This is a genomic window from Rhodococcus sp. OAS809 (genome assembly GCF_040546695.1).
Lineage (GTDB): Bacteria > Actinomycetota > Actinomycetes > Mycobacteriales > Mycobacteriaceae > Rhodococcus_F > Rhodococcus_F qingshengii.
In genome coordinates this window covers 5,437,370-5,457,233 of the sequence record NZ_JBEPOI010000002.1, presented here as the reverse complement: position 1 = coordinate 5,457,233, position 19,864 = coordinate 5,437,370, and the positions used below count along the sequence as shown (strand labels likewise).

Annotated in this window: 14 protein-coding genes and 1 pseudogene; 7 read left to right on the top strand and 8 right to left on the bottom strand. The window is 61.6% G+C overall.

Annotated features, from left to right (window positions below; genetic code table 11):
• Window positions 1-62: 62 nt before the first annotated feature.
• The 3 genes from ABIE52_RS28605 to ABIE52_RS28595 are packed head-to-tail and all read right to left on the bottom strand — an operon-like array spanning window position 63 to window position 2,689.
• Window positions 63-578 (bottom strand): Rv2253 family sensor-like surface protein, encoded by a 516-nt coding sequence (locus ABIE52_RS28605; RefSeq protein WP_054188910.1) that lies wholly within the window; start codon window positions 576-578, stop codon window positions 63-65.
• A 12-nt stretch (window positions 579-590) separates the two neighbouring features.
• A complete protein-coding gene (locus ABIE52_RS28600; protein ID WP_192712252.1) occupies window positions 591-1,790 on the bottom strand; it encodes an MFS transporter in 1,200 nt (399 codons plus the stop codon).
• Window positions 1,787-2,689: an NAD(P)-dependent oxidoreductase gene (locus ABIE52_RS28595; RefSeq protein ID WP_003939725.1), complete on the bottom strand. Its 903-nt coding sequence runs from the start codon at window positions 2,687-2,689 to the stop codon at window positions 1,787-1,789. The genes ABIE52_RS28600 and ABIE52_RS28595 overlap by 4 nt, the downstream gene beginning before the upstream one ends.
• A 109-nt stretch (window positions 2,690-2,798) precedes the next feature.
• Here ABIE52_RS28595 and ABIE52_RS28590 point away from each other — a divergent pair, with 109 nt between their 5' ends.
• Window positions 2,799-3,377, top strand: a complete 579-nt coding sequence (locus ABIE52_RS28590) for a CGNR zinc finger domain-containing protein (protein WP_192712251.1) — start codon at window positions 2,799-2,801, stop codon at window positions 3,375-3,377.
• Here ABIE52_RS28590 and ABIE52_RS28585 read toward each other — a convergent pair.
• Window positions 3,374-4,003: a TMEM175 family protein gene (locus tag ABIE52_RS28585; protein ID WP_192712250.1), complete on the bottom strand. Its 630-nt coding sequence runs from the start codon at window positions 4,001-4,003 to the stop codon at window positions 3,374-3,376. The genes ABIE52_RS28590 and ABIE52_RS28585 overlap by 4 nt on opposite strands.
• 216 nt (window positions 4,004-4,219) lie before the next feature.
• On the opposite strand from ABIE52_RS28585, the gene ABIE52_RS28580 reads away from it, so the two are divergent.
• The 3 genes from ABIE52_RS28580 (at window position 4,220) to ABIE52_RS28570 (ending at window position 7,907) form a co-directional block, all read left to right on the top strand.
• Window positions 4,220-5,470 carry an MFS transporter gene (locus ABIE52_RS28580; protein ID WP_007733614.1) on the top strand — a complete coding sequence of 417 codons (1,251 nt, stop codon included), beginning with the start codon at window positions 4,220-4,222 and terminating at the stop codon, window positions 5,468-5,470.
• Window positions 5,471-5,486: 16 nt separating this feature from the next.
• The gene (locus ABIE52_RS28575; RefSeq protein WP_158170088.1) at window positions 5,487-7,154 is read left to right on the top strand and encodes an amidohydrolase; all 1,668 of its coding nucleotides are present in this window, start codon (window positions 5,487-5,489) and stop codon (window positions 7,152-7,154) included.
• 93 nt (window positions 7,155-7,247) lie between these two features.
• On the top strand, window positions 7,248-7,907 hold the full coding sequence (locus ABIE52_RS28570; RefSeq protein ID WP_003940243.1) for an LppP/LprE family lipoprotein: 660 nt from the start codon (window positions 7,248-7,250) through the stop codon (window positions 7,905-7,907).
• Between the two features lie 94 nt (window positions 7,908-8,001).
• Here the strand turns inward: ABIE52_RS28570 and ABIE52_RS28565 are convergent, their stop codons facing one another.
• Window positions 8,002-11,457 carry an indolepyruvate ferredoxin oxidoreductase family protein gene (locus ABIE52_RS28565; protein ID WP_125051890.1) on the bottom strand — a complete coding sequence of 1,152 codons (3,456 nt, stop codon included), beginning with the start codon at window positions 11,455-11,457 and terminating at the stop codon, window positions 8,002-8,004.
• 321 nt (window positions 11,458-11,778) lie between these two features.
• Between ABIE52_RS28565 and ABIE52_RS28560 the strand changes: the two genes are divergently transcribed.
• The gene (locus tag ABIE52_RS28560) at window positions 11,779-12,534 is read left to right on the top strand and encodes a MerR family transcriptional regulator (protein WP_030535291.1); all 756 of its coding nucleotides are present in this window, start codon (window positions 11,779-11,781) and stop codon (window positions 12,532-12,534) included.
• A gap of 6 nt (window positions 12,535-12,540) precedes the next feature.
• Here the strand turns inward: ABIE52_RS28560 and ABIE52_RS28555 are convergent, their stop codons facing one another.
• Window positions 12,541-15,060 carry a helix-turn-helix transcriptional regulator gene (locus tag ABIE52_RS28555; protein WP_030535290.1) on the bottom strand — a complete coding sequence of 840 codons (2,520 nt, stop codon included), beginning with the start codon at window positions 15,058-15,060 and terminating at the stop codon, window positions 12,541-12,543.
• Between the two features lie 364 nt (window positions 15,061-15,424).
• Here ABIE52_RS28555 and ABIE52_RS28550 point away from each other — a divergent pair, with 364 nt between their 5' ends.
• Window positions 15,425-16,426 (top strand): helix-turn-helix domain-containing protein, encoded by a 1,002-nt coding sequence (locus tag ABIE52_RS28550; RefSeq protein WP_230691730.1) that lies wholly within the window; start codon window positions 15,425-15,427, stop codon window positions 16,424-16,426.
• A gap of 50 nt (window positions 16,427-16,476) precedes the next feature.
• Window positions 16,477-16,734 (top strand): hypothetical protein, encoded by a 258-nt coding sequence (locus tag ABIE52_RS28545; RefSeq protein ID WP_054782014.1) that lies wholly within the window; start codon window positions 16,477-16,479, stop codon window positions 16,732-16,734.
• Window positions 16,735-17,062: 328 nt separating this feature from the next.
• Here ABIE52_RS28545 and ABIE52_RS28540 read toward each other — a convergent pair whose 3' ends face one another.
• Both ABIE52_RS28540 and sthA read right to left on the bottom strand, forming a co-directional pair.
• Window positions 17,063-17,965: a hypothetical protein gene (locus ABIE52_RS28540; RefSeq protein ID WP_003940348.1), complete on the bottom strand. Its 903-nt coding sequence runs from the start codon at window positions 17,963-17,965 to the stop codon at window positions 17,063-17,065.
• Window positions 17,966-18,182: 217 nt separating this feature from the next.
• Window positions 18,183-19,529: pseudogene (gene sthA, locus ABIE52_RS28535) on the bottom strand (Si-specific NAD(P)(+) transhydrogenase); the annotation flags it as partial.
• Window positions 19,530-19,864 lie beyond the last annotated feature (335 nt).

Below are 19,864 nucleotides of genomic sequence, written 5' to 3'. Positions count from 1 at the left end.
GGGGCTCGATCAATTCCCGCGGGCTCAGATTTGTTTCAACACCTTCGGGCCACAGATCGTTCTCAACTACCGAAGGATCCGGTAGATCGACCGACCGGGTACGCCTCGACGTGCATGATCACCGATCCCCCGCAGGGACCACTCGCGATGTCGGTACGCCACGAACCTTTCAGACTGCCATCGGGCTGAGGTGTGTAATACGCCTCGGAGTGCGCCGGTGCCCACACCTTGGGCACGCCTTCCCCCTGGTAGCAATCCCACTCCCAGTCATAGGGGTGCACCCAACTGGTTCCGTCCCAGGTGTATCGCGCAGGCTGCGGCAACGTCGGATTGGCGGGAGCCGGACCGCCGACCACTGTGGCGATACAGACTCCGCTCGAGCAGTCCGTCTCGAACGTGTATGTATCGGAGAAATCCGGCTCCCACTGGCTGGCGGCCAGACTTGTGCCCGTCTTGGTCGCGGCGAAACGCTTGAGCGAGTAATCACCGGACCAATTCGCATCCGCAGCCCCCGCGGGCATCGCTCCGGCGACAAACCACGTAGCAACGAGCGCAACCACCAGCAATGACTTTCGCATGCGTGAAGTGAATCACAAGCTATGTCCGAATTGTCGGATACTGGCCACAAGAACACCGACGACGATCAGCACCAGCGAAACCAACGGCAACGCTCCCGCACCCCTGTCCGCCAAGATCAGCCCGCCCACGACGCCGCCCGCTGCGATCGCCGCATTGAAGATCGTCACGAAAACCGATTGCGCAGTGTCCACAGCGTCGCCCGTCGTATCCGCGAGCGCAGTCTGAAGGAGAGTGGGAGCGCCTCCAAATGCCACGCCCCATGCCGCAACGCTGAGTGCGATCACTGCGAAGCTGTCACCGCCGACGCCCAACGCCGTCAAAGCTGCGGCAAAGACCACCAAGCTCAGCACGGTGAGACTTCGAAGGGCCCGGTCGACAAACACCCCGACCACACCGATGCCCACGAAGGCGAAAAGTCCGAACACGAACAAGACGATTCCCAACCGATCGCCGAAACCGATGCGATCCAGAAACGCCGCCAGATACGTGTACACGATGTTGTGCGCGAGGATCCACAAGAACGCGACAAACAGAATCGGTCGTACGCCAGGCAGGACCAGGACTTTCCGCACCGGCAGCTGCCGATCCGCTTGTTGCCCGGGAAAGTCCGGCATCACCGTGAGTATCCACGCGACCAGAAGTAGCGCAGCAACCGACATCACGGCGAAGACGACGCGCCAATCGGCCAGGGTCCCGAGCCACGCCCCCATCGGAACGCCGATTGCCAACGCGATCGGCTGTCCGACGGAGGCAACCGCAACGGCCCGCCCCTGCAGGTGAGGGGGCGACATCCTGCGTGCGTACCCGGCAAGCAACCCCCACACCACACCTGCCGCCATACCGGCCAGAAACCGAACACCCAAGGTGAGAACAAGATTCGACGAAAGCGCTGTCACCAGATTGAAGACACCGAACCCCAGAATCGCCGACACCAGGACAGCACGCCGTCGCAACCCTCGGGTCAATGCGATCAGTGGTACCGCCCCGACGACGGAACCCAATGCGTATGCGGTAACCAATTGCCCTGCGCCGGAGACTGATACGGACAACCCTGACCCGATCTGCACCAGTAGTCCGGCCGGCATGGTTTCGGTTGTGATCGCTATGAAGCCTGCCATTGCGAGTGCCGACAACCCGGCCAGCGGTAGTGTCCGGACGGAATCGGTCTCCGTCAGTGCCGAAGTCGCCGTCCCGTCCGAGTTCGAGCTCACCTCGTCGGTGTTTCGGGACTGCCTTCACCCGACTGGCCGGAACGGACCAGTTCTGCAATAGACGCCCAGTCCATCTCGCCCTGACCGTTCGCCAGAGCCTGAGCGAGCACGCCTCGAAGTACGCCACCGAACGGCAAATCCAGATCGACGCTGTCGGCGGCGTCGAGCGCAAGCCTCAAATCCTTGAGGCCCAGAGCTGTGGTGAATCCTGCAGGCTCGTACTGACGCGTCGCGACGAGGTTTCCGTAGCTGGAGTAGACCGGCCCCGGGAAGATCGTCGAGGTCAGCAGTTCTACGAGTTGGCTTCCGTCCACACCTGACCTCTCCCCCAATGTGATTGCCTCGCCCAAGGATTGAATCGCGGCGAGGATGAGGTAATTGCCGATGATCTTGACGATGTTGGCCTGCTCCGGACGCTCACCTTGTGGCCACGTGCGAGCACCGATGACGTCGAGGAAGGGTTGCACTCGCTCGAGGAGGGAACTGTCGCCGGCGGCGATGATGTTCAACTGGCCAGCCTGAGCAACAGAAACGCGTCCGAACACCGGCGCCGCGATGTACCCGATGCCGTACTCGGCGTGCAGTGCGGCGGCGCGCTTGGCAAGGTCGACGCTGACGGTGGCCATGTTGACGTGCACGGTTCCACTCGGAACGGATGCGAGGACGGCGGGATCCAGAATGGCCGAAGACACGGCCGAATCATCTGCCAACATCGACAGCACAACACCGGACTGGAATGCCTCGGCAACGGTTTTCGCGCCGATCGCCCCTTCCTCGACCAGTTCGGCTACCGCTTCAGGGCTGCGATTCCACACCGTCACGTCGAAGCCTGCGCCCAGTAGATTTCGAGCGATGGGACGGCCCATCGCGCCCAAGCCGACCACGGAAACAGAAGTCATGGATTTCCCTCTCGAAAGTGCTGAACCATCTAAGACGGTTCAAGACTCTCATACGGGTACAGTTGCTGTCGAACCGGTTTGAGATGGTTCGCCACGAAGGAGGACGAAAGTGAACGAAGCAGGAGCTGATCAATCCGCTCGGGACGTGTTTCGACTCGACAACGACACGCTCGCCTTCCGCTTCACCGCCACCCTCACCAATCGGAACGGCTCGAGGTTCGAACGACTCACGAGCCCGCAGCGACTCGAATTATGGTTACGCGCCAACGATCTGATGGACGCCCCCGCAACCGCGACAGAAGACGACCTCCTCGGCGCGCAGAATTTACGTGAGGCCATTCATCGCATCGGAACCGCCGTATGCGAGGACCGCCGCGTCTCACGCGCCGATGTCGGGATCGTCAACACCGCATCCGAACTCGGTGATGCCCACCTCGTCCTCGAGAGTGGCCGGGCCCTCTGGAAATCAGCCGGAGACAATCCGATCCGCGACGCTTTGTCGATAGTGGCTGCCGACGCGATCGCGGTGCTCGGTGGACCCGACCACGACCGCGTCAAAGCCTGCCAGGGCGACGGGTGCACCGGCCTCTACGTCGACACCAGTCGCGGCAACAACCGACGCTGGTGCTCGATGAACATCTGCGGAAACAAAGCCAAGAAATCCGCGATGACCGCTCGCGCCGACTAGCTCATCTCACCTTCACCACGACTCCATTTCGCCGCCACTCGGTTCCACAGCTTCTCGATCGGCGTCGACAACAGGAGAAGAAACAGCGGGAAGTACGACGTCACCGGGACGAGCACACTGACGAGCAGCGCCACCACCATGATCAGGAAAGTGACGATTTCAGCGGTGAAATGCGGCTTCGCATTCTCTTCGCTCAACGAAGGGTTGCGAACCAGACCCCACGCGACCACCGCCAGGCACGCAGCACTGGCTGCCATTGTCCCGATGTAGAGAGCCCTGGTTCCGAGATCCTGCGACGGCGCCGCAACGAGCGCTGTCGGGAAGGGCAGGAACGCGATGGTCATCACCCACAACCCCAGTCCGCGAACGACCACCTTGTCCGCGTCGACCACAAAACGAAGCAGCCGATGCTGCGACCACCAGAGCCGGAAGATCACCAGAAAGCTCAGGGCGAACGAATAGAACTGCGCAGCGTGATCGCGCAGCAGTTCCGACGTGGTGCCGTGGTGGTCACTGGTGAGTTCGACCAGCGGCAGTACGAGCAGCGTGATCGCAATGGCGACAATCGCGTCGATGAAAGTGACGTAGCGCTCGAAGTAGCGGGTGCGTTCCGCAATCTCAGCCATTGCGGAAGCATAAGCCTCACAACAGGAAACAGACCGGCGACGCCACTTTCCGGAAGCAGGTATCCGGAAACATACAATTAACGAATCAAATTCGTTAGATCTCTTGACCGTGGCGGAGCTCATCCCCATACTTAACGAATCACATTCATTAAGTGACTCGCATCACGACACCAGGGGTCGGTTCAGCCACCCCCTTCAGGACATGGGGTTGCCCTAGTGCCGATCAACGCTTCGACGAATACGCAGTCCGACCGGGTTCCACTCACCGCCAACCGCGGTATTGCCGTCTTCAGTATCGGCGTCATGGGGTTCATTACCGCGAACCTCATCCCCCTGATGATCGTGGCAATGGTCGAGGACCTCGGTGTCACCGAATCCGCTGCCGGTGCCGTTCTGACCGCATCGCTGCTGGTCTGCGCCGTCACCTGCCTCGCCACCACCCGAATCGCCTCGGGCCGGCATCGCCATCTCCTCGGCCGCGTCAGCCTGATCGCGATGGCAGCCGCATTCGGCGTTGCGGCCATCGCACCGTCCACGACGATCGCATGCGCCGCGATCATCGTCGGCGGTATCGGCGCTGGTGGATCCGCATCCGTTGGCGGAGCGGCACTGGCCGCGCTCACGAACCCGGACCGGGCGTCAAGCATCAGCGGCCTCGTGAACCGTGTCGTCGTCACAGCCGTCCTCGCTCTCATACCCATCCTCGGCACACACATGACCAACGCATTCGGCATCGTCGCAGTCCTGGCACTGGCTACCGCAGCAACGGTCACCTGGTTGCCGTCGTCCCCGGTGAAAGAGTCGCCGGAGACGGCGAAGTCCGCCAATACGACCACAGCTCTCCCCGCCGGGGTCAGCGCGAAACGACTCACTTTTGCCGGAACCGCATTTCTCGCGATGCTTGCAGTCTGGGCGATCAGCGAGGACTCGTTGTGGGCAGTACTCGGCATCATGGGTTCCGAGCACGCCGGGCTCTCGGATCAACAAATGAGTCTCGCACTGAGCGCATCAACGGCGGGTGGTGTGCTCGCGGCTGTTACCTTGACCGCGTTGGGTTCTCGGGTCAGTCGGACAGTATCGATCTCCGTGCTACTGATACTCGGGGCAATTCTGAAGCTGTCTGCCGGCCTCACCACCGATCCCACGATCTACCTGGTAGTGGTCATCGCTTGGAACACGATCTACGCGGCCACGTTCATCGTCCTGGTTGCCATCTCGGCCGCGCTCGACGCGGCCGGCCGATGGTCGGCGCCACTACTGGGCACCTACCTCATCGGCTCCGCGTTCGCGCCGCTGTTCGGAACTTCGGTGACGGCCGGCCTCGGGTATCCGACCTTCGGAGTCATCATCTCGGGGATCAGCTTCGTTCTACTGGTCCCGTTCGCCTTGGTTTCCCGACTCTCCGCACGTACCGAAGGTGCGTATCGTCACCACAGCGCCGCCATCACTACTACCGTCATCGCGTAAGGATCACGTAGAAGTCATGAATGACAGCATCACTCACTACCGCAACGGAAAGATCTTCACGGCTGCCGACGACGGATGGGCCGAGTCGATAGTCGTCGAAGGCCACAAGCTCAGATTCGTGGGCGAAACCGTCTATGCCGATATCCTGGCTCCAGACGCCGAGGTGATCGATCTCGAAGGTGCCGTCGTGCTACCCGGTTTCGTCGACGCCCATACGCATTTGGTGATGATGGGATTCGCGCTGCAGAAGTTGGATCTGCGTGATGCCGCCGATCTCGCCGACATTCAGTCCAGCATCAAGCAATTCGCGGAATCGAACCCGGACGCACCACGACTGCTGGGTCGCAGTTGGTTGTTCTCCGCGCTGGATGGAGGGCACCCGACGCGAGAGATGATCGACGCCGTCGTACCCGATCGCCCGGTGTACCTCGACGCCAACGACGTACATTCGGTCTGGGTGAACACTGCAGCACTGCGAGAACTCGGCATCGACGCGGACACTCCCGATCCGATCGGCGGTCGTATCGGCCGGGATCCGGACACCGGAGAAGCCACCGGAATGCTGTACGAGACCGCCATGATGCTCTACGTCTGGCCGAAACTGGCGGAGCTCGCATCCGACGAAGACCGGGACGCCGCCCTCGCTCTCGCCTTCCGCCACTATCTCGAGGACGGCGTGACCGGTGCGGTCGACATGGCTCTCGGCGCGGACGAATTAGCCTCGCTGGAAAGAGCATTGGACGCAGGAGACGGAACACTGCCGCTGCGCGTCGCGGCTCATTGGCTGATGACCCGCGAGGACAATGAGGCCGACAACGTCCGACAAGTTCACGACGTGATCGAACTCCACGAGCGTGTCCAAGGTCCGTGGCTCCGTATCGCCGGAATCAAGATCATCATCGACGGTGTGATCGACAGCTGCACTGCCGCAATGAAAGAACCGTACTCGGACGGCACCAACGCCGAGCCCATCTGGGATCTCGAATCCTTGATCCCCGTCGTGACAGCCGCCGACGCCGCAGGCCTGCAGATCGCGATGCACGCGATCGGCGACGAGGCGTCGGAGATCGGTTTGACGGCACTCGAGTACGCGATCGCCGCCAACGGAGACATTCCCCGCAGGCACCGAATGGAACACTTGGAGTCCATCACCCGGGACAACGTCGAAAGGCTTGCCCGCCTGGGAATCATCGCCTCGATACAACCGGTTCACGCTGACCCTGCAATCCAGGAGAACTGGCAGGCGATGCTCGGCGACTACCGGGTGAATCGCGCGTACCCCTGGCCTGAATTCACCGAGGCCGGAGCGGTTCTGGCCTTGGGTTCGGACGCTCCGACCGCTCCCCACCCGCCGCTGCCGAACATGTTCATCGCCACCACCCGTCGATCCGCAATCGATCCGTCACTGGCACCCAACCTGCCGAAGTACGCACTCCCCCTCGCGGACGCGCTGGCTCACGCAACTCGCGACGCTGCCTACTCGTGCCGGTGGGAAGATGTGACCGGCCAGCTGGTTCGGGGTAAAGCAGCCGATTTTGTCGTACTGAAACAAGATCCGTTCACCGAAGGGGTCGATTCTCTCCTGACCACGGAGATTGCGATGACCGTCGTTGCTGGATCCGTGCGATACGACGCGGCCGGGGCCAAGAGCACCGAAGCACGGAACACCGAGTCCGATAGCTGATCGTTACCGGTTGTTCGATAACGCACGCACGCGGCCCGGCGACAGAACGAAGGAGGGACTTGAACACGTGAACCCATACACTCTGGAGGACGCATGCGCAGGAAAGCTCCGATTTCGGCCGCCGTCGCAGCCGCTGCACTGGTGACGGCCACTGCCCTGACGGTCGCCGGTTGTGGGTCGACCGAAGGAACACCTGAAGCGGCGGCGAGTTCCACGGCAGCTAGTTCAACGGCGTCGGCGACATCGACGGCAAACGAAACCGAGACGACGGTAGCGAGCTCTCCCCCGCCACAATCGAACACCCGCACAAATGCATCCACGACGGCGACTACGACAGCAATCCCCGCTTCGGGTCCCTGTCTCGACGTCGGCTCCTCGCTCGTCACCGACGCCATCGGCACGCTGGGCACCGACATCAACGGGGGCAATTGGATACCGAGATCCGCGAGCGAAGAACAGATCGGGAATTGTCCTGACCTGCTCTGGGTTTCGGTGGACGGCGACGGCGTCGGCGATGCGACTTACCAGTCACACGTCCTGTTCTTCCACGACGGAACATACCTGGGCACGGCTACCAGTGAGCCGTACTCGTACACACACGTCATCGACAGCAACAAGGATTCGGTATCCGTCCAATACCGTTGGCTGCTGGACGACGATGCATTCTGCTGTCCCCAAGGCGGACCGAACATAGTGAATTTCACGTGGAACGGCAGCGCCGTGGTTGCCGACGGCCAGTTCCCGCCCTCCTGAACCTGCCTGGGTCCGAGAAGGCCCTGAATGCAACTGTGCCCCAGCGACGACGGTCACTGGGGCACAGTCTTGTTCGATCTACTCGCCGGCGCTCCTACTCACCGACACCGAGTTCGCGCAGGCGAGTCTTGTACAGCTCGATGTTGCCGAGCTTGATGTCTTCGTAACCGCGAACCACGTCCGGCAGTGCCGCGATCTCGACGGCGCGATCGTATCCGTCGGTTGCGAGCGTACGAGAGAGGTCAGCGATCATGGCCTCGTACTCGGCGAGCAGTTCACGCTCGACCTTGCGGACGTGCATGTAGCCGAAGGGGTCGAGCTTGGTACCGCGAAGCTTCTTACCCTTGGCCAGAACCTTCAGTGCAACATGCGACTTGGGTCCGAGACCGATCTTCTTCTTGCGGCCCATCACTCGAAGGATCGGCGGGTGGAGCTTGTAGGTCAGGTTCTCCCCGGCCGGCACCTGAGACTTGACGTCCTCGATGAATGCGGGGTCGACCAGCATACGAGCAACTTCGTACTCGTCCTTGTACGCGGTGAACTTGAAGAGGCCGCGGGCAACAGCCTCGCTGAAATCGGTCCGCTCGGTTGCGGCACGTTCGGCGGTCCAGACTGCCTGAACCTGATCGATGTAGCGCTGGGCGATCTTGACGGACTGGAACTCGATGAGCTGCGCCGCACGCAGTTCCACCAGTCGCAGGGTTTCACCGGTGAAGGTGGTTCCGGCGAACATGTGAGCCGGTGCGACAACGGGTTCGCGGACGGACTTGGCCGGCGTGGTGACGGCCGAGAACGCTGCGGTGTCGGCAATTGCTGCACGACCCCAACGGAATGCCGCGATGTTCGCGTCCACGGCAACGCCGTTGATGCCGATCGCTTCTTCGATGGCCTCTGCCGGCAGACGAAGTCCGCCGCTCTGGTAGGCCGCACCGATCAGCAGGAAGTTGGCTGCTGCGGTGTTACCGAACAACTCCTGCGCCGCGGCGAGTGCGTCGAACGAACGCAGGGTGCGCGACACCTTGTCGAGACGGGCGAGGAGTGACGTCTCCTCGGGGTAGCGAACAGCCTTGTCGTAGACCATGTCTCCGGTCGGCGTCTGCGACGTCGAGGCGATGGAGACCGTCTTCTCGGCGTTGCCGTAGTCGAGGTTCTTGTTGTCCGTCGCGGTCAGCAGGTCGAAGGCGACGATGCAATCCGCGCTGCCCGGAGTGAGGCGGTTGGACGGCTCGAGCGCGCTGGAGCTGAAACGCAGGTGCGAGACAACCGGTCCGGCCTTCTGGCTCAGTCCGATCTGGTCAAGGCTCTCCACCTCGAGGCCGGCGCGCAGTGCAGCCGTTGCGAGCACCTGGTTGACGGTCACGATGCCGGTGCCGCCGATGCCCGCGAGGAAAACGTTCTGCGTGCTGGTGAGCGGTCCGAAATCGGGGTCTGCGACGACGGGCGGGGCGGGACGTGCGGCCTTGGGAGCCTTCTTGCCCGGTACCAATTCGACGGTCACGAACGACGGGCAATCGCCGTCCATGCAGGTGTAATCGGTGTTGCAGGACGTCTGGTCGATCTTCGTCTTGCGGCCGTACTCGGTGTCCACGGGCTGGACCGAGAGGCAGTTCGACTTCACACCGCAGTCACCGCAGCCTTCGCACACTGCCTCGTTGATGACGACGCGAGTGTTGCGAGTGGGCAGCGTGCCACGCTTGCGCTGGCGACGAGCGTCGGCCGCACAGTGCTGGTCGTAGATCAACACTGTGACGCCCTTGATCTCGCGAAGCTCCTTCTGGGCCTCGTCGAGGCGATCGCGGTGCCAGAGCTTGGTGCCCTTGGCCAGAGCGCGCTTGTTGTGACGCGAAGGCTCGTCGGCGCAGATGATGATCTGCTTGACGCCCTCGGTGGTCAGCTTGTGGCTGAGCTGAGCAACGGAGAGGGCACCTTCCGCGTCCTGTGCACCGGTCATCGCCACTACTTCGTTGTAGAGCAACTTGTAGGTGATGTTCACGCCTGCGGCGATGCATGCCTGGACAGCCAACTGACCGGAGTGGAAGAAGGTGCCGTCGCCGATGTTCTGGAACAGGTGAGGCACGTCGGTGAACGGTGCCTGCCCGATCCACTGGCTGCCCTCGCCGCCCATTTGCGTCAGGCCGGTGACAGCGCTGTCCTCACGGCCGGACATGGTGACGAGTGTGTGGCAACCGATTCCGCCGCCGCCGATGGAACCCTCGGGGATAGCGGTGGAACGGTTGTGGGGGCACCCGCTGCAGAAGTACGCGGTTCGCTTGGCGGAAAGCACGTTGAGCGACAGCGGGGCCGGGAGGGTGCGCTTGAGCTCGACGTGCGGCTTCAGTACGCGGCGCAACGGGGCGAGCAGCCGGCCTGCGGTCAGTTCACCACTGGCAGGCATGAGCAGACGGCCCTGGCCGTCACGCTTGCCGATGATGCGAGGGGCATCGTCGGTGCCGTACAGGACTTCCCGGATCTGAGCTTCGATGAACGCGGTCTTGTCCTCGACCACGACGATCTGCTCGAGGCCTTCGGCGAACTCCTTGATCTTCTCGCCCACGACGGGGTAGCACATTCCGATGCGAAGGAGACGGATCCCGGCGCGGTGCAGTGCGGCATCATCGACGCCGAGGTCTGCCAAAGCTTGACGGACGGAGTCGAAAGTTGTACCGGTGGCGGCGATACCGATCTTCGCACCGGAGGGGTTGACCTCGATCACATCGAGCTTGTTGGCAGTTCCGTACGCGTGCACAAGATCCCATCGCGGGCCGTACAGATCGGCCTCGGCGATGACACTGTCCGGCGGCGCGGCCATCTGACGCTGCTTGTAGACGAAGGGCTTGCCCTCGAACTGCACTTCCGGAACCACGATGTCGAAGTCCGCGATGCTGCCGTCGATCGTCCAGGCACCGTCTGCGACGTCGGCGACGATCTTCAGCGCTACGACGCAACCGGAGACACGCGAGAGAGCAACGGCGTGCATACCCATCGTGATGATCTCTTCGGCATTGCGTGGGAAGAGAACCGGCACGCCCATCGCGGCAAGCGAGCGCTCGCTGACGGCCGGAACCGTGGAGGACTTCGACGCGGGGTCGTCGCCCACCAGGAGGACGACGCCGCCCTTGGGGTTCACGCCGTACATGTTGGCGTGGCGAATGGTGTCGGTAGCGCGGTCGACGCCGGGGCCCTTGCCGTACCAGACGCCGGTCACGCCGTCGTGGGTCGCGGTTCCGGCAGGGAGATCCGTCTGGCTTCCCCATACCGCCGTGGCGGCGAGCTCCTCGTTGAAGCCAGGGATGAAGGTGATGTCGTGCTCGGCGAGAACCTTGGGCATGCCGTGAAGCATCTTGTCGACGCCACCGAGGGGGCTGCCCTGGTAACCGGAGACGAAGGTGGCAATACGCTTACCTGCCCGAATGTCGCGAACGTGCTGCTCGACGAAGCCGCGTGCAATTGCCTGAACACCGGTCAGCAACACCGGTCCCGATCCCGACCGGTACCGATCATCGAGGTCATAGGGCTTGGCCTGGGCTACGCCCGACACCAGTTCAGTCATCGTGGACCACCGTTCCGTCTGCAGTGCATTTCAACTACCGTGCATTTTCAACAACCGCGTAACTCGATCTGTTCAGATGATCGTGGTCGAGGTATGTGAAAGCGTCAACAGAGGCTTGTTCAACTATTCAAATTGACAATTTGTGAGCCAAATCACGTGACCTAGGTCATCGAATCAATCAGTTGGAGACCCGTTCGTGGCGATACGGCGAAACGGACATAAAACGTTCCCGACAATGCACACCGAGAACTTTCTTGACATTGACGCAACGTCAACTTGCATGCTGAATGAGCACAACCGATCCGAGAGTAGGAACTCCACGTGAGCGAATGGTCCATCCAAGAACTCGCCAAATCCGCAGGTACCACCAGCAGAACGCTGCGTCACTACGGCGATTTGGGACTCCTGGAACCGAGTCGCATCGGCGCCAACGGCTACCGCTTCTACGACGAAGACGCCCTGGTGCGACTGCAACGCATCCTTCTACTTCGGGAACTCGGACTCGGATTGCCGGCCATCGCCGAAGTCCTCACCGGCGAACGCGATACGGCCGCCGCACTGCGTACGCACCTCGAACTCCTCGAGCAAGAGCGCACGCGGATCTCGAGACAGATCGAATCGGTCAACAGGACCTTGAACAAGACGAAGAATGGTGAATCACTCATGCCGGAAGATGTTTTCGACGGGTTCGACCACACCCGATACAAGGACGAGGTCATCGAGCGCTGGGGCAAGGACGCCTACACCAGCGGCGACAACTGGTGGCGGTCGATGTCGGAGCAGGACCGTAAAGCTCATCTGCAAGCTCAAGCCGACATCGCAGCGGCATTCGGAAAAGCACTGACAGCGGGGCTGTCCGCGGAAAGCGACGACGTCCAGACGATTACCCGAAGACAGTTCGAGTGGATAAAGATCGGTTGGCAGGGAAGGACTCCCAGCGCCGACGCCTTCACCGGACTCGGCCAGATGTACGTCGACGATCCCCGCTTCACTGCAAACTACGACAAGTACGGAGAAGGCACCGCTTCGCTGGTCCGTGACGCGATGAAGGTCTACGCCGAGCGCAATCTGCACTGACGCCGATCAGTCCTGCCCACTGCCGAGGAGGTTGTGTCGGTGCGCTGCCGCGACAGCCTCTTCCCGGGAATGTGCACCGAGTTTGCGATACAAGGCTCGGAGGTGACTCTTCAGCGTGTTGTTGGATACGAACAACCGCCGCGCGATCTCACCGATCGGAATGCCGAGACCCAGTTCCACGAGAACGTCCATCTCCCGTTTCGTCAATTGGACCCGAACGATGGCCGCCGGATATATCTGCGCCGCTTCGGATTCGAGAAAGGTCGCGACGGCACTGCTCGAGCCCTCGGCCCGATCTTCGAGTTGCCTGATCAGATCACGCGGTATCGTCGCCAGGGCCGACAGGACACCGGAGGTTTCGAGCAGTCCGCGAGCTTCCTCCCATGTACTCGCGGCAGCGGGGATCCTGCCCAGTTCACACAGAGCAGCGCATTCGATCAGCAGAGATTCGAGCCGAAACCTCGTGAGATACTGCCCGCTCCAGTCGATTTCGCGGCACAATTCCAATGCCTGGGACGGCGACCCGGTCAGGAGATGCGTCCGCGCCACGGAGACCGTGACAACTGCAAACGTATGTGGCGCAGCGACTGATTCTTCCAGCGCCTTGGTACCCTCCCCGGACGCCAACAGAAGATCGATACGTGCCGCGGTGAGAAGCGCGTCACCGAGCGATCGTTCACACGGATTCACGTGCCCGTGCGTTGCCACTGCGCGCTGGAGGGAAATCAGCCCCGAGAACGGGTCCGATTGCAGCAGTGCAAATCTGGTGTAAGTGTAGGCCGCGAACGCCCACAGGTCGCCCGGCGGTGTAACCTCGGCGAGTGCGTCCATCGCGGCAGCTCCGGCGTGCAGGTCCACGCTGTCGCACGCCACCAGTGCCCGCGCGATCGCTCCCCCCATGTGCGAGGGCGGTCCCAACCATCCCGAAACGTCCGGGTGTGTGCTTTCCAGGTGCAGCCAGTCCGTCGCGTGCGCGACGTCCCCGATCAGCGCGGAGTTGAGCGCGGCATTGCCTGCGGCGTGACGCAGGACGAACTCCGGACCATGTTGCACCGCACCTTGATAGGCGAGTCGCAATTCCACCGCGGCATCACCGAGGTCACCGGTCAATTGATGCGAGACCCCCCAGATCAGCCGCAGGGCGGGCAGTTGAGACCCCAACGCGCCCAACGACTCGTCGCCGAGGCCGTACACGACGTGCGCCAATTTGCGCGTGATCTCGGTAGAGCGTTGGTACTTACCGGATGTTCTCAGCACCACCGATTGGACAGTTCCGACGTTCAACAAGCTGTGCGCATGCGGACTACCACCTATCGCACGCAATTCCGCCGGTTCCGTCGGTAATGAATCGCCGTTGATCAACTGCGGCCGCAGACGTGATTCGAGCAGGTCACGACCCACCAGAATCGAAGGGTTCGAACTGAGTACGTCACCGGGTATGGATTGCAACGCAGTCCGGACCAATCCGGTGTGATCGACCAGAAGATCAGCCCAGTGGCGCTCGAGTATGTCGAGCACCCTGGTCCACTTGCGTCCGTCCAAGGCGTAGTGAACGGCACCGGCTATATCCGAAGTCCCGAGAGCGTGATCGACGAGAACCTGGAAGGGATCTTCGAATCCATCCCCTTGTTCGGCCCGTATCTGTATGAATGCCAGTCGAACTGACGGCGCGAAGTACCAGGACGGTTCTCCCTCGAAACCATTCCGGAAGATCAGACCGAAAGACTCGAGCAAGTCCAGTTTGCCCTCCACGTCAAGATCGTCGGACAAGACACGAGCGATCTCTGGTGTCACCGTGCGGGCAGCGGCGATCGTAGTCGCGAAGTCGAACAACTCGAGCGACTTGCCCGACCGAGGAGCGGTCCGACTGACGTACGCGTGGATCGCCTGGTCCACTCGCTGCTGAACGCGTTCGCGTCCACGGCTCGGTTCACTCAGCCCCGCAACCGCACTCAGAGCAACCTTCATCAGCACGGGAACGCCGGCGACGCGTTCACAGATCGAATGGACGATGCCCGAGGGAAGGTGAATCCCTGCCTCCGCGAACAGAACGGTGGACTCGTCGAGCGTGTATCTGAGGTCGTTCGCGCACAGGTACTCGTCCACACGGACGTCTTCGAGCAAGTCCGTCGCAGACCGATCCTGCAGCGTGACGATTACTTTCAATCCGGGAAGCCGCACGATCAGATCCACGATTCGGCGTCCCACCTCGTCACCCTCAACCAGGTCGATGCGGTTGAACACCAACACGAATGGTGCGGGCGACGAGTCGAGGAGTGATTCGATCGCGCCCACTGGATCCTCGCGCATTCGTGGCGGGGCCTCGAGTGATTCCAGCGAATCCTGAATTACTGCGAGCGCGGTGTTCCAGTACTCGAGGGGGGTCATCCGATGCGATGGCGCCGGCACCCAGACTACCGGTCTGCTCGGCACCTGCCCGAGAGTCGTGAGCCACAACGCGGCGAGTTCCGTCTTGCCGAACCCAAGCGGCGAATCGATGACAGTCAATCCCGCCGAGCGTTCCATCAATCCGAGGAGGCGGGGACGAATCGCCGTGGCTCCACGCCCGGCAAGCCGCCTTTGCAGCGTGCCCCTTCCTCGAGGATTTCGCTTTGCTCGAGATAGCTGCGATCGATTCGAAGTGGACGTCATGATGGCCGACAAACGAGCAGTCGATCCCCGCCGAACTCGAGATTTCGTTCGAGCATCGAACTCCCAACCTGTCCACCCATAACGAACAACATAGACAGCTTCGCCGCGACACGCGAGCACTGGCCGTCTCACAAATACGCCCGATTTGTCTCATTATGTGGGCTCGGTCACTATTGACGTCTATTTGCGGGAGAGTGACTGCGACCTGCGGGATCTGACATATCATGCCCGCGTGTCGATGAATTCCGCCCGCATCCGCGTGTCGACCCGATCGGTCGATCCTGCGGACGCCGACGACTTCTGGCGCAGTGTCACACGTCCGTTCTTCGTCACCGACCGAATTGACCCTGACACATCTCTCGAAGGCTCGATCACAGCGCTTTCCATCGGAACCTCGTTGATCGGTCAAACTACCTTCAACGCACAGAAGTACACCCGAAACAATCGGCTGATCGCCGAGAGCGGACTCGACGATGAATACATGGTCCAGGTCGTCCTCGACGGGCAGTTGAGCGGCAACGCCGACGGAGTCGATTTCGTCGCACGTCCAGGCGATGTCACATTCTTCGACCTCGGGCGTACCTGGACCGCCGACGCGGAGGCGGAATCGACAGGGCGCACAATCACGCTCCTCGCACCGCGTTCCCTCGTCGAGGCCGAGTCGAAGGGTCGTTCTCTACACGGGACGGTACTGCGCGGAGTTCCTGCCGTCGTGCTCGCTCAGTGCATGCAATCGGTCGTACTCGCGCTACCGCATCTCGATCCCGATGCTGCGGCCGGCTACGAGGACGTCGTCGCTTCCCTCCTTCGTGTCAGTTTGGGTATCGCCGAACCTGATCTGTCGCCGCGGCCCGATCACTCTCTCCGCGATCGTGCGTACGCCCACATCGCCGAGCATCTCTCGGAGACCTGGCTCGGCCCGACGAGCATGTGCGCAGCATTGTCCGTCTCCCGGGCACAGCTCTATCGCGCATTCGCATCCGACGGCGGAATAGCTCTTGTCATTCGGCGGAAGCGTCTCGAACTCGTCTACCGCGAATTGACCAGAACCGAGATGCCGAACGAAACGATCGAAGCGTTGGCCCTGCGATGCGGCTTCACCTCGAAATCCCAGTTGGCGCGAGCGTTCAAGGACTTCTACGGGATGACCCCGAGCCAAGCCCGAACCGACGGCAGACGCACGATCGGGGACCCGTCGATCGCACGCCTGCGCCGCAGACTCGAGTTCTTCAGCCCCTGAATCCGAGATACTCCACAGCCTCGCGAGCGTGCCTGTGTTCTAGTTGATCCATGAGCTGGGTCGACAAGGAACTGAGTCTGGCTGCGCTCACAGGTGCGGTCACAGGTGTCGCCGTGATGATCCCGATAGTCGGAGATGGAGCCTGGTCCTGGATAGGACTGTTCATGTCGGCTGTCGTCGCTACTGGTGACCCGGTGCGAGATGCCGCAGGGTTCCCGATGTCCTTGATCGTACTGGCGGTCATCGCCGCAGTTACGTACGTGTTCTCCTACCTGCTCGCCCCCGCCCAGGCCTCCCAGACGCCGTAAGAACCTCTATTTCATCGCAATTCATCACTCGAACCGCGGAAGCGACGACTGAACTATCCGCACCCGGCAACGAGCTCAGATCACTTCAGCTGGAAATGAACCGGAGAACAAACTGCTCGATGCCTTCCGATATGACCTTGGTCAGCGCGGTGAAGTCGTTCGACCAGCGTTGAATATCCAAGCTGCTCATCACTTTCCTCCGTTCTTCGTCCCGCTGCCCGTGACCGCACAACGTATGCGGGACGTTGGGGCGCGCTGGAACTATCTGCGACAACGCGGTTTCCGTTACCAATTGACCGGTCGAACAGCACAGCTTTTCGCTACCGCATCAGACGGTCACTTCTTCGACCGGTTTCTCCTCGTGGCTCGCCGCGCCGAAGACGGCCACGGCGACGGCGCCCGCGATTGCCCCGACGAAGCCGACCACGGCAAGCCATTCCAGGCCCGGTCTCGACGCGTCGCCGAGCACCACGACGCCGACGATTCCCGGAACCACCGTCTCGCCGACAACCAGAGCCGCTGTCGCTCCGTTGACGGATCCCAGTTGCAGCGCCACCGTGTGCAGATAGAAACCGCCCAGGCCCGAAACGAGGATCGCCCAGCCGGCCGGATCGCGGAGCATCGTACCGATTTCGAACGGATCGATTCCGTAGACCACGCGTACGGCAATGGCCAGACAGCCGAACAGCACACCCGAGATCAACCCGGCGACAACTGCTGCGCGTGAGCCCAACCATCGGATCAAACCGATGCCGATCAGCAAGATCAACGCCGAGCCCACGAGGACACCCCAATGGACGACGTCGTTGGAACTCCCACCGCCCGCGTGACCTGACGACAATCCGAGCAGCAGGAGCGATCCGATCACCGCAGCGATCGCGAACCAGTCGCGACGATGCAACTGGATGCCGAGGACCACGGTCCCCAGCACTGCCGTGATGACGAGATTGGCACTGACCACTGTCTGCGACAAGAACAGTGGAATGAGCCGCGCGGAGATGGCACTTCCGGCGAATCCGACCGCATCGAGCACGGTGCCCAGGATGAACGACGCCGTCAGCGCGGCCGCGAACGTCGAACGCAAGGTCGGGCCACCCGACGCCGTCACGTGTCCGGCCTCGCCACGCTGCTCGGCGGCAGCTGCCGACTTGCGCGCGCCGTAGGCTTGCAGCACGGATGCAACGCCGTACCCGACGCATGCCACGATCGCGGCAATCAGTCCGATCAGCATCGAAATTCCACACGAAGTTCCTGGGCAATGGTCATGGAGATAGACCCTGCCTTATTTCCCCAGGCCTGACATCACCCTCAGGTATTCGAACAAGTGCTACCCGAGAAGTACACCGACCGCCCCTGACCGGTACCTGGGGACACCCCGACCCCTAGTGGAATTGCTTGAGAGCCCTGATCTTGTTCATGACGTCGAGCGCCGCCACCTTGTACGCCTAGGACAGTGTCGGATAGTTGAAGACGGCGTCGACAAGGTATTCGACGGTCCCGCCGCACCCCATCACCGCTTGGCCGATATGCACGAGATCCGTTGCACCCGAGCCGAAGATATGAACACCGAGCAGTTTCAGGTCATCCGTCGACACCAAGATCTTGAGCATCCCGTAGGTGTCGCCTGCGATCTGCCCGCGTGCGAGTTCGCGGTATCGGGAAACCCCGACCTCGTACGGCACCGATTCCTTGGTCAAATCGACCTCGGTGGCGCCCACGTACGACACCTCGGGAATCGAGTAGATGCCGATCGGCTGCAGATCCATCAGCTTCGCGCCTGGTTCGTCGAAGGCATGATAGGCCGCGAGTCGACCTTGATCCATCGACGTCGCCGCCAACGCCGGGAATCCGATGACGTCACCGACGGCGTAGATGTGTTCGACCTTGGTGCGGAAATTGTCGTCGACGTAGATACGGCCACGTTCGTCGGCTTCGAGCCCGGCGTTCTCCAGCGCGAGTGGCGCCGTGAGGCCTTGCCGTCCAGCCGAGTACATCACGGTCTCGGCGGGAATCTGCTTGCCGCTGCGCAGCGTCGTAAGCGTTCCGTTCGCTCCGACGTCGACGGCCGTCACTTCTTCACCGAATCGGAAAGTGACCGCCAGATCGCGTAGATGGAATCGAAGCGATTCGATGACCTCGGGGTCGCAGAAGTCCAGCATCGACGTCCTCTTCTCGACGACGGTGACCTTGGTGCCGAGTGCCGCGAACATCGATGCGTACTCGATACCGATCACTCCCGCGCCCACGACGACCATGGTGGTCGGGATGGAGGTCAGATCGAGGATTCCGTCGGAGTCGAGCACCCGGTGACTGTCGAAGGACACCCCCGCCGGGCGAGCAGGCAACGTTCCGGTCGCGATCACGACGAACTTCGCCGTGATCGTCATCTTGTCTCCGCGCGAGGCGTCCTCGACGAGGATGGTGTGCTCGTCGACGAACGAGCCGACCCCTACCAACAATTCGACGCGGTTGCGCAGGAGCTGAGATCGAACGACTTCGATTTCTTTGGTGATGACATGCTGGGTTCGCGCCAGCAGGTCGGCCGGAGTGATGTTCTCCTTGACGCGGTAACTCGCGCCGTACAGTTCGCGTTGGTTCATCCCGGTGAGGTAGAGAACCGCCTCACGCAACGTCTTCGACGGAATGGTGCCGGTGTTGACGCACACTCCCCCGAGCATGTTGCCTTTCTCGACCATCGCTACCCGTTTACCCAGCTTGGCCGCCGCGATGGCAGCCTTCTGCCCACCCGGGCCGGAGCCGATCACAACCAGGTCGTATTCCATCGGATCAGTCATCGCTTAGAAATACCGTCTGCATACGACCGGCAGATGCCGAGCATGTCAATACTCGGTGAACAATCCGCGCGCCGAAACGACACGACGGCAGTACACGAACCCTGTTGCAATTAAAAGAGATACAGCCGAATCCATACGAAACTTGCTACACATAAACATATTCCGATGTTCGCATGCGCACATGCTTCGTCGCCGACGGAATTCACAACGGTCTGTTGAAATTTGTTTCACCACAGAGTGATTGATCGATCAACTGACAGGTGACCAGGGCCGTAAACCGGATGTCCAGTATTCGAATTGTCCGAAATAACGAGCGGAATGTTCCTCGTCACATC

Excerpts from the sequence above, each read along its gene's own strand:
- ABIE52_RS28540 (WP_003940348.1), bottom strand. The coding sequence starts at position 17,965 with ATGCTGATCGGACTGATTGCCGCGATCGTGGCATGCGTCGGGTACGGC.
- ABIE52_RS28575 (WP_158170088.1), top strand. The coding sequence starts at position 5,487 with ATGAATGACAGCATCACTCACTACCGCAACGGAAAGATCTTCACGGCT.
- ABIE52_RS28555 (WP_030535290.1), bottom strand. The coding sequence starts at position 15,060 with ATGGAACGCTCGGCGGGATTGACTGTCATCGATTCGCCGCTTGGGTTC.
- ABIE52_RS28570 (WP_003940243.1), top strand. The coding sequence starts at position 7,248 with ATGCGCAGGAAAGCTCCGATTTCGGCCGCCGTCGCAGCCGCTGCACTG.
- ABIE52_RS28605 (WP_054188910.1), bottom strand. The coding sequence starts at position 578 with ATGCGAAAGTCATTGCTGGTGGTTGCGCTCGTTGCTACGTGGTTTGTC.
- ABIE52_RS28550 (WP_230691730.1), top strand. The coding sequence starts at position 15,425 with ATGAATTCCGCCCGCATCCGCGTGTCGACCCGATCGGTCGATCCTGCG.
- ABIE52_RS28565 (WP_125051890.1), bottom strand. The coding sequence starts at position 11,457 with ATGACTGAACTGGTGTCGGGCGTAGCCCAGGCCAAGCCCTATGACCTC.
- ABIE52_RS28595 (WP_003939725.1), bottom strand. The coding sequence starts at position 2,689 with ATGACTTCTGTTTCCGTGGTCGGCTTGGGCGCGATGGGCCGTCCCATC.
- ABIE52_RS28585 (WP_192712250.1), bottom strand. The coding sequence starts at position 4,003 with ATGGCTGAGATTGCGGAACGCACCCGCTACTTCGAGCGCTACGTCACT.
- ABIE52_RS28545 (WP_054782014.1), top strand. The coding sequence starts at position 16,477 with ATGAGCTGGGTCGACAAGGAACTGAGTCTGGCTGCGCTCACAGGTGCG.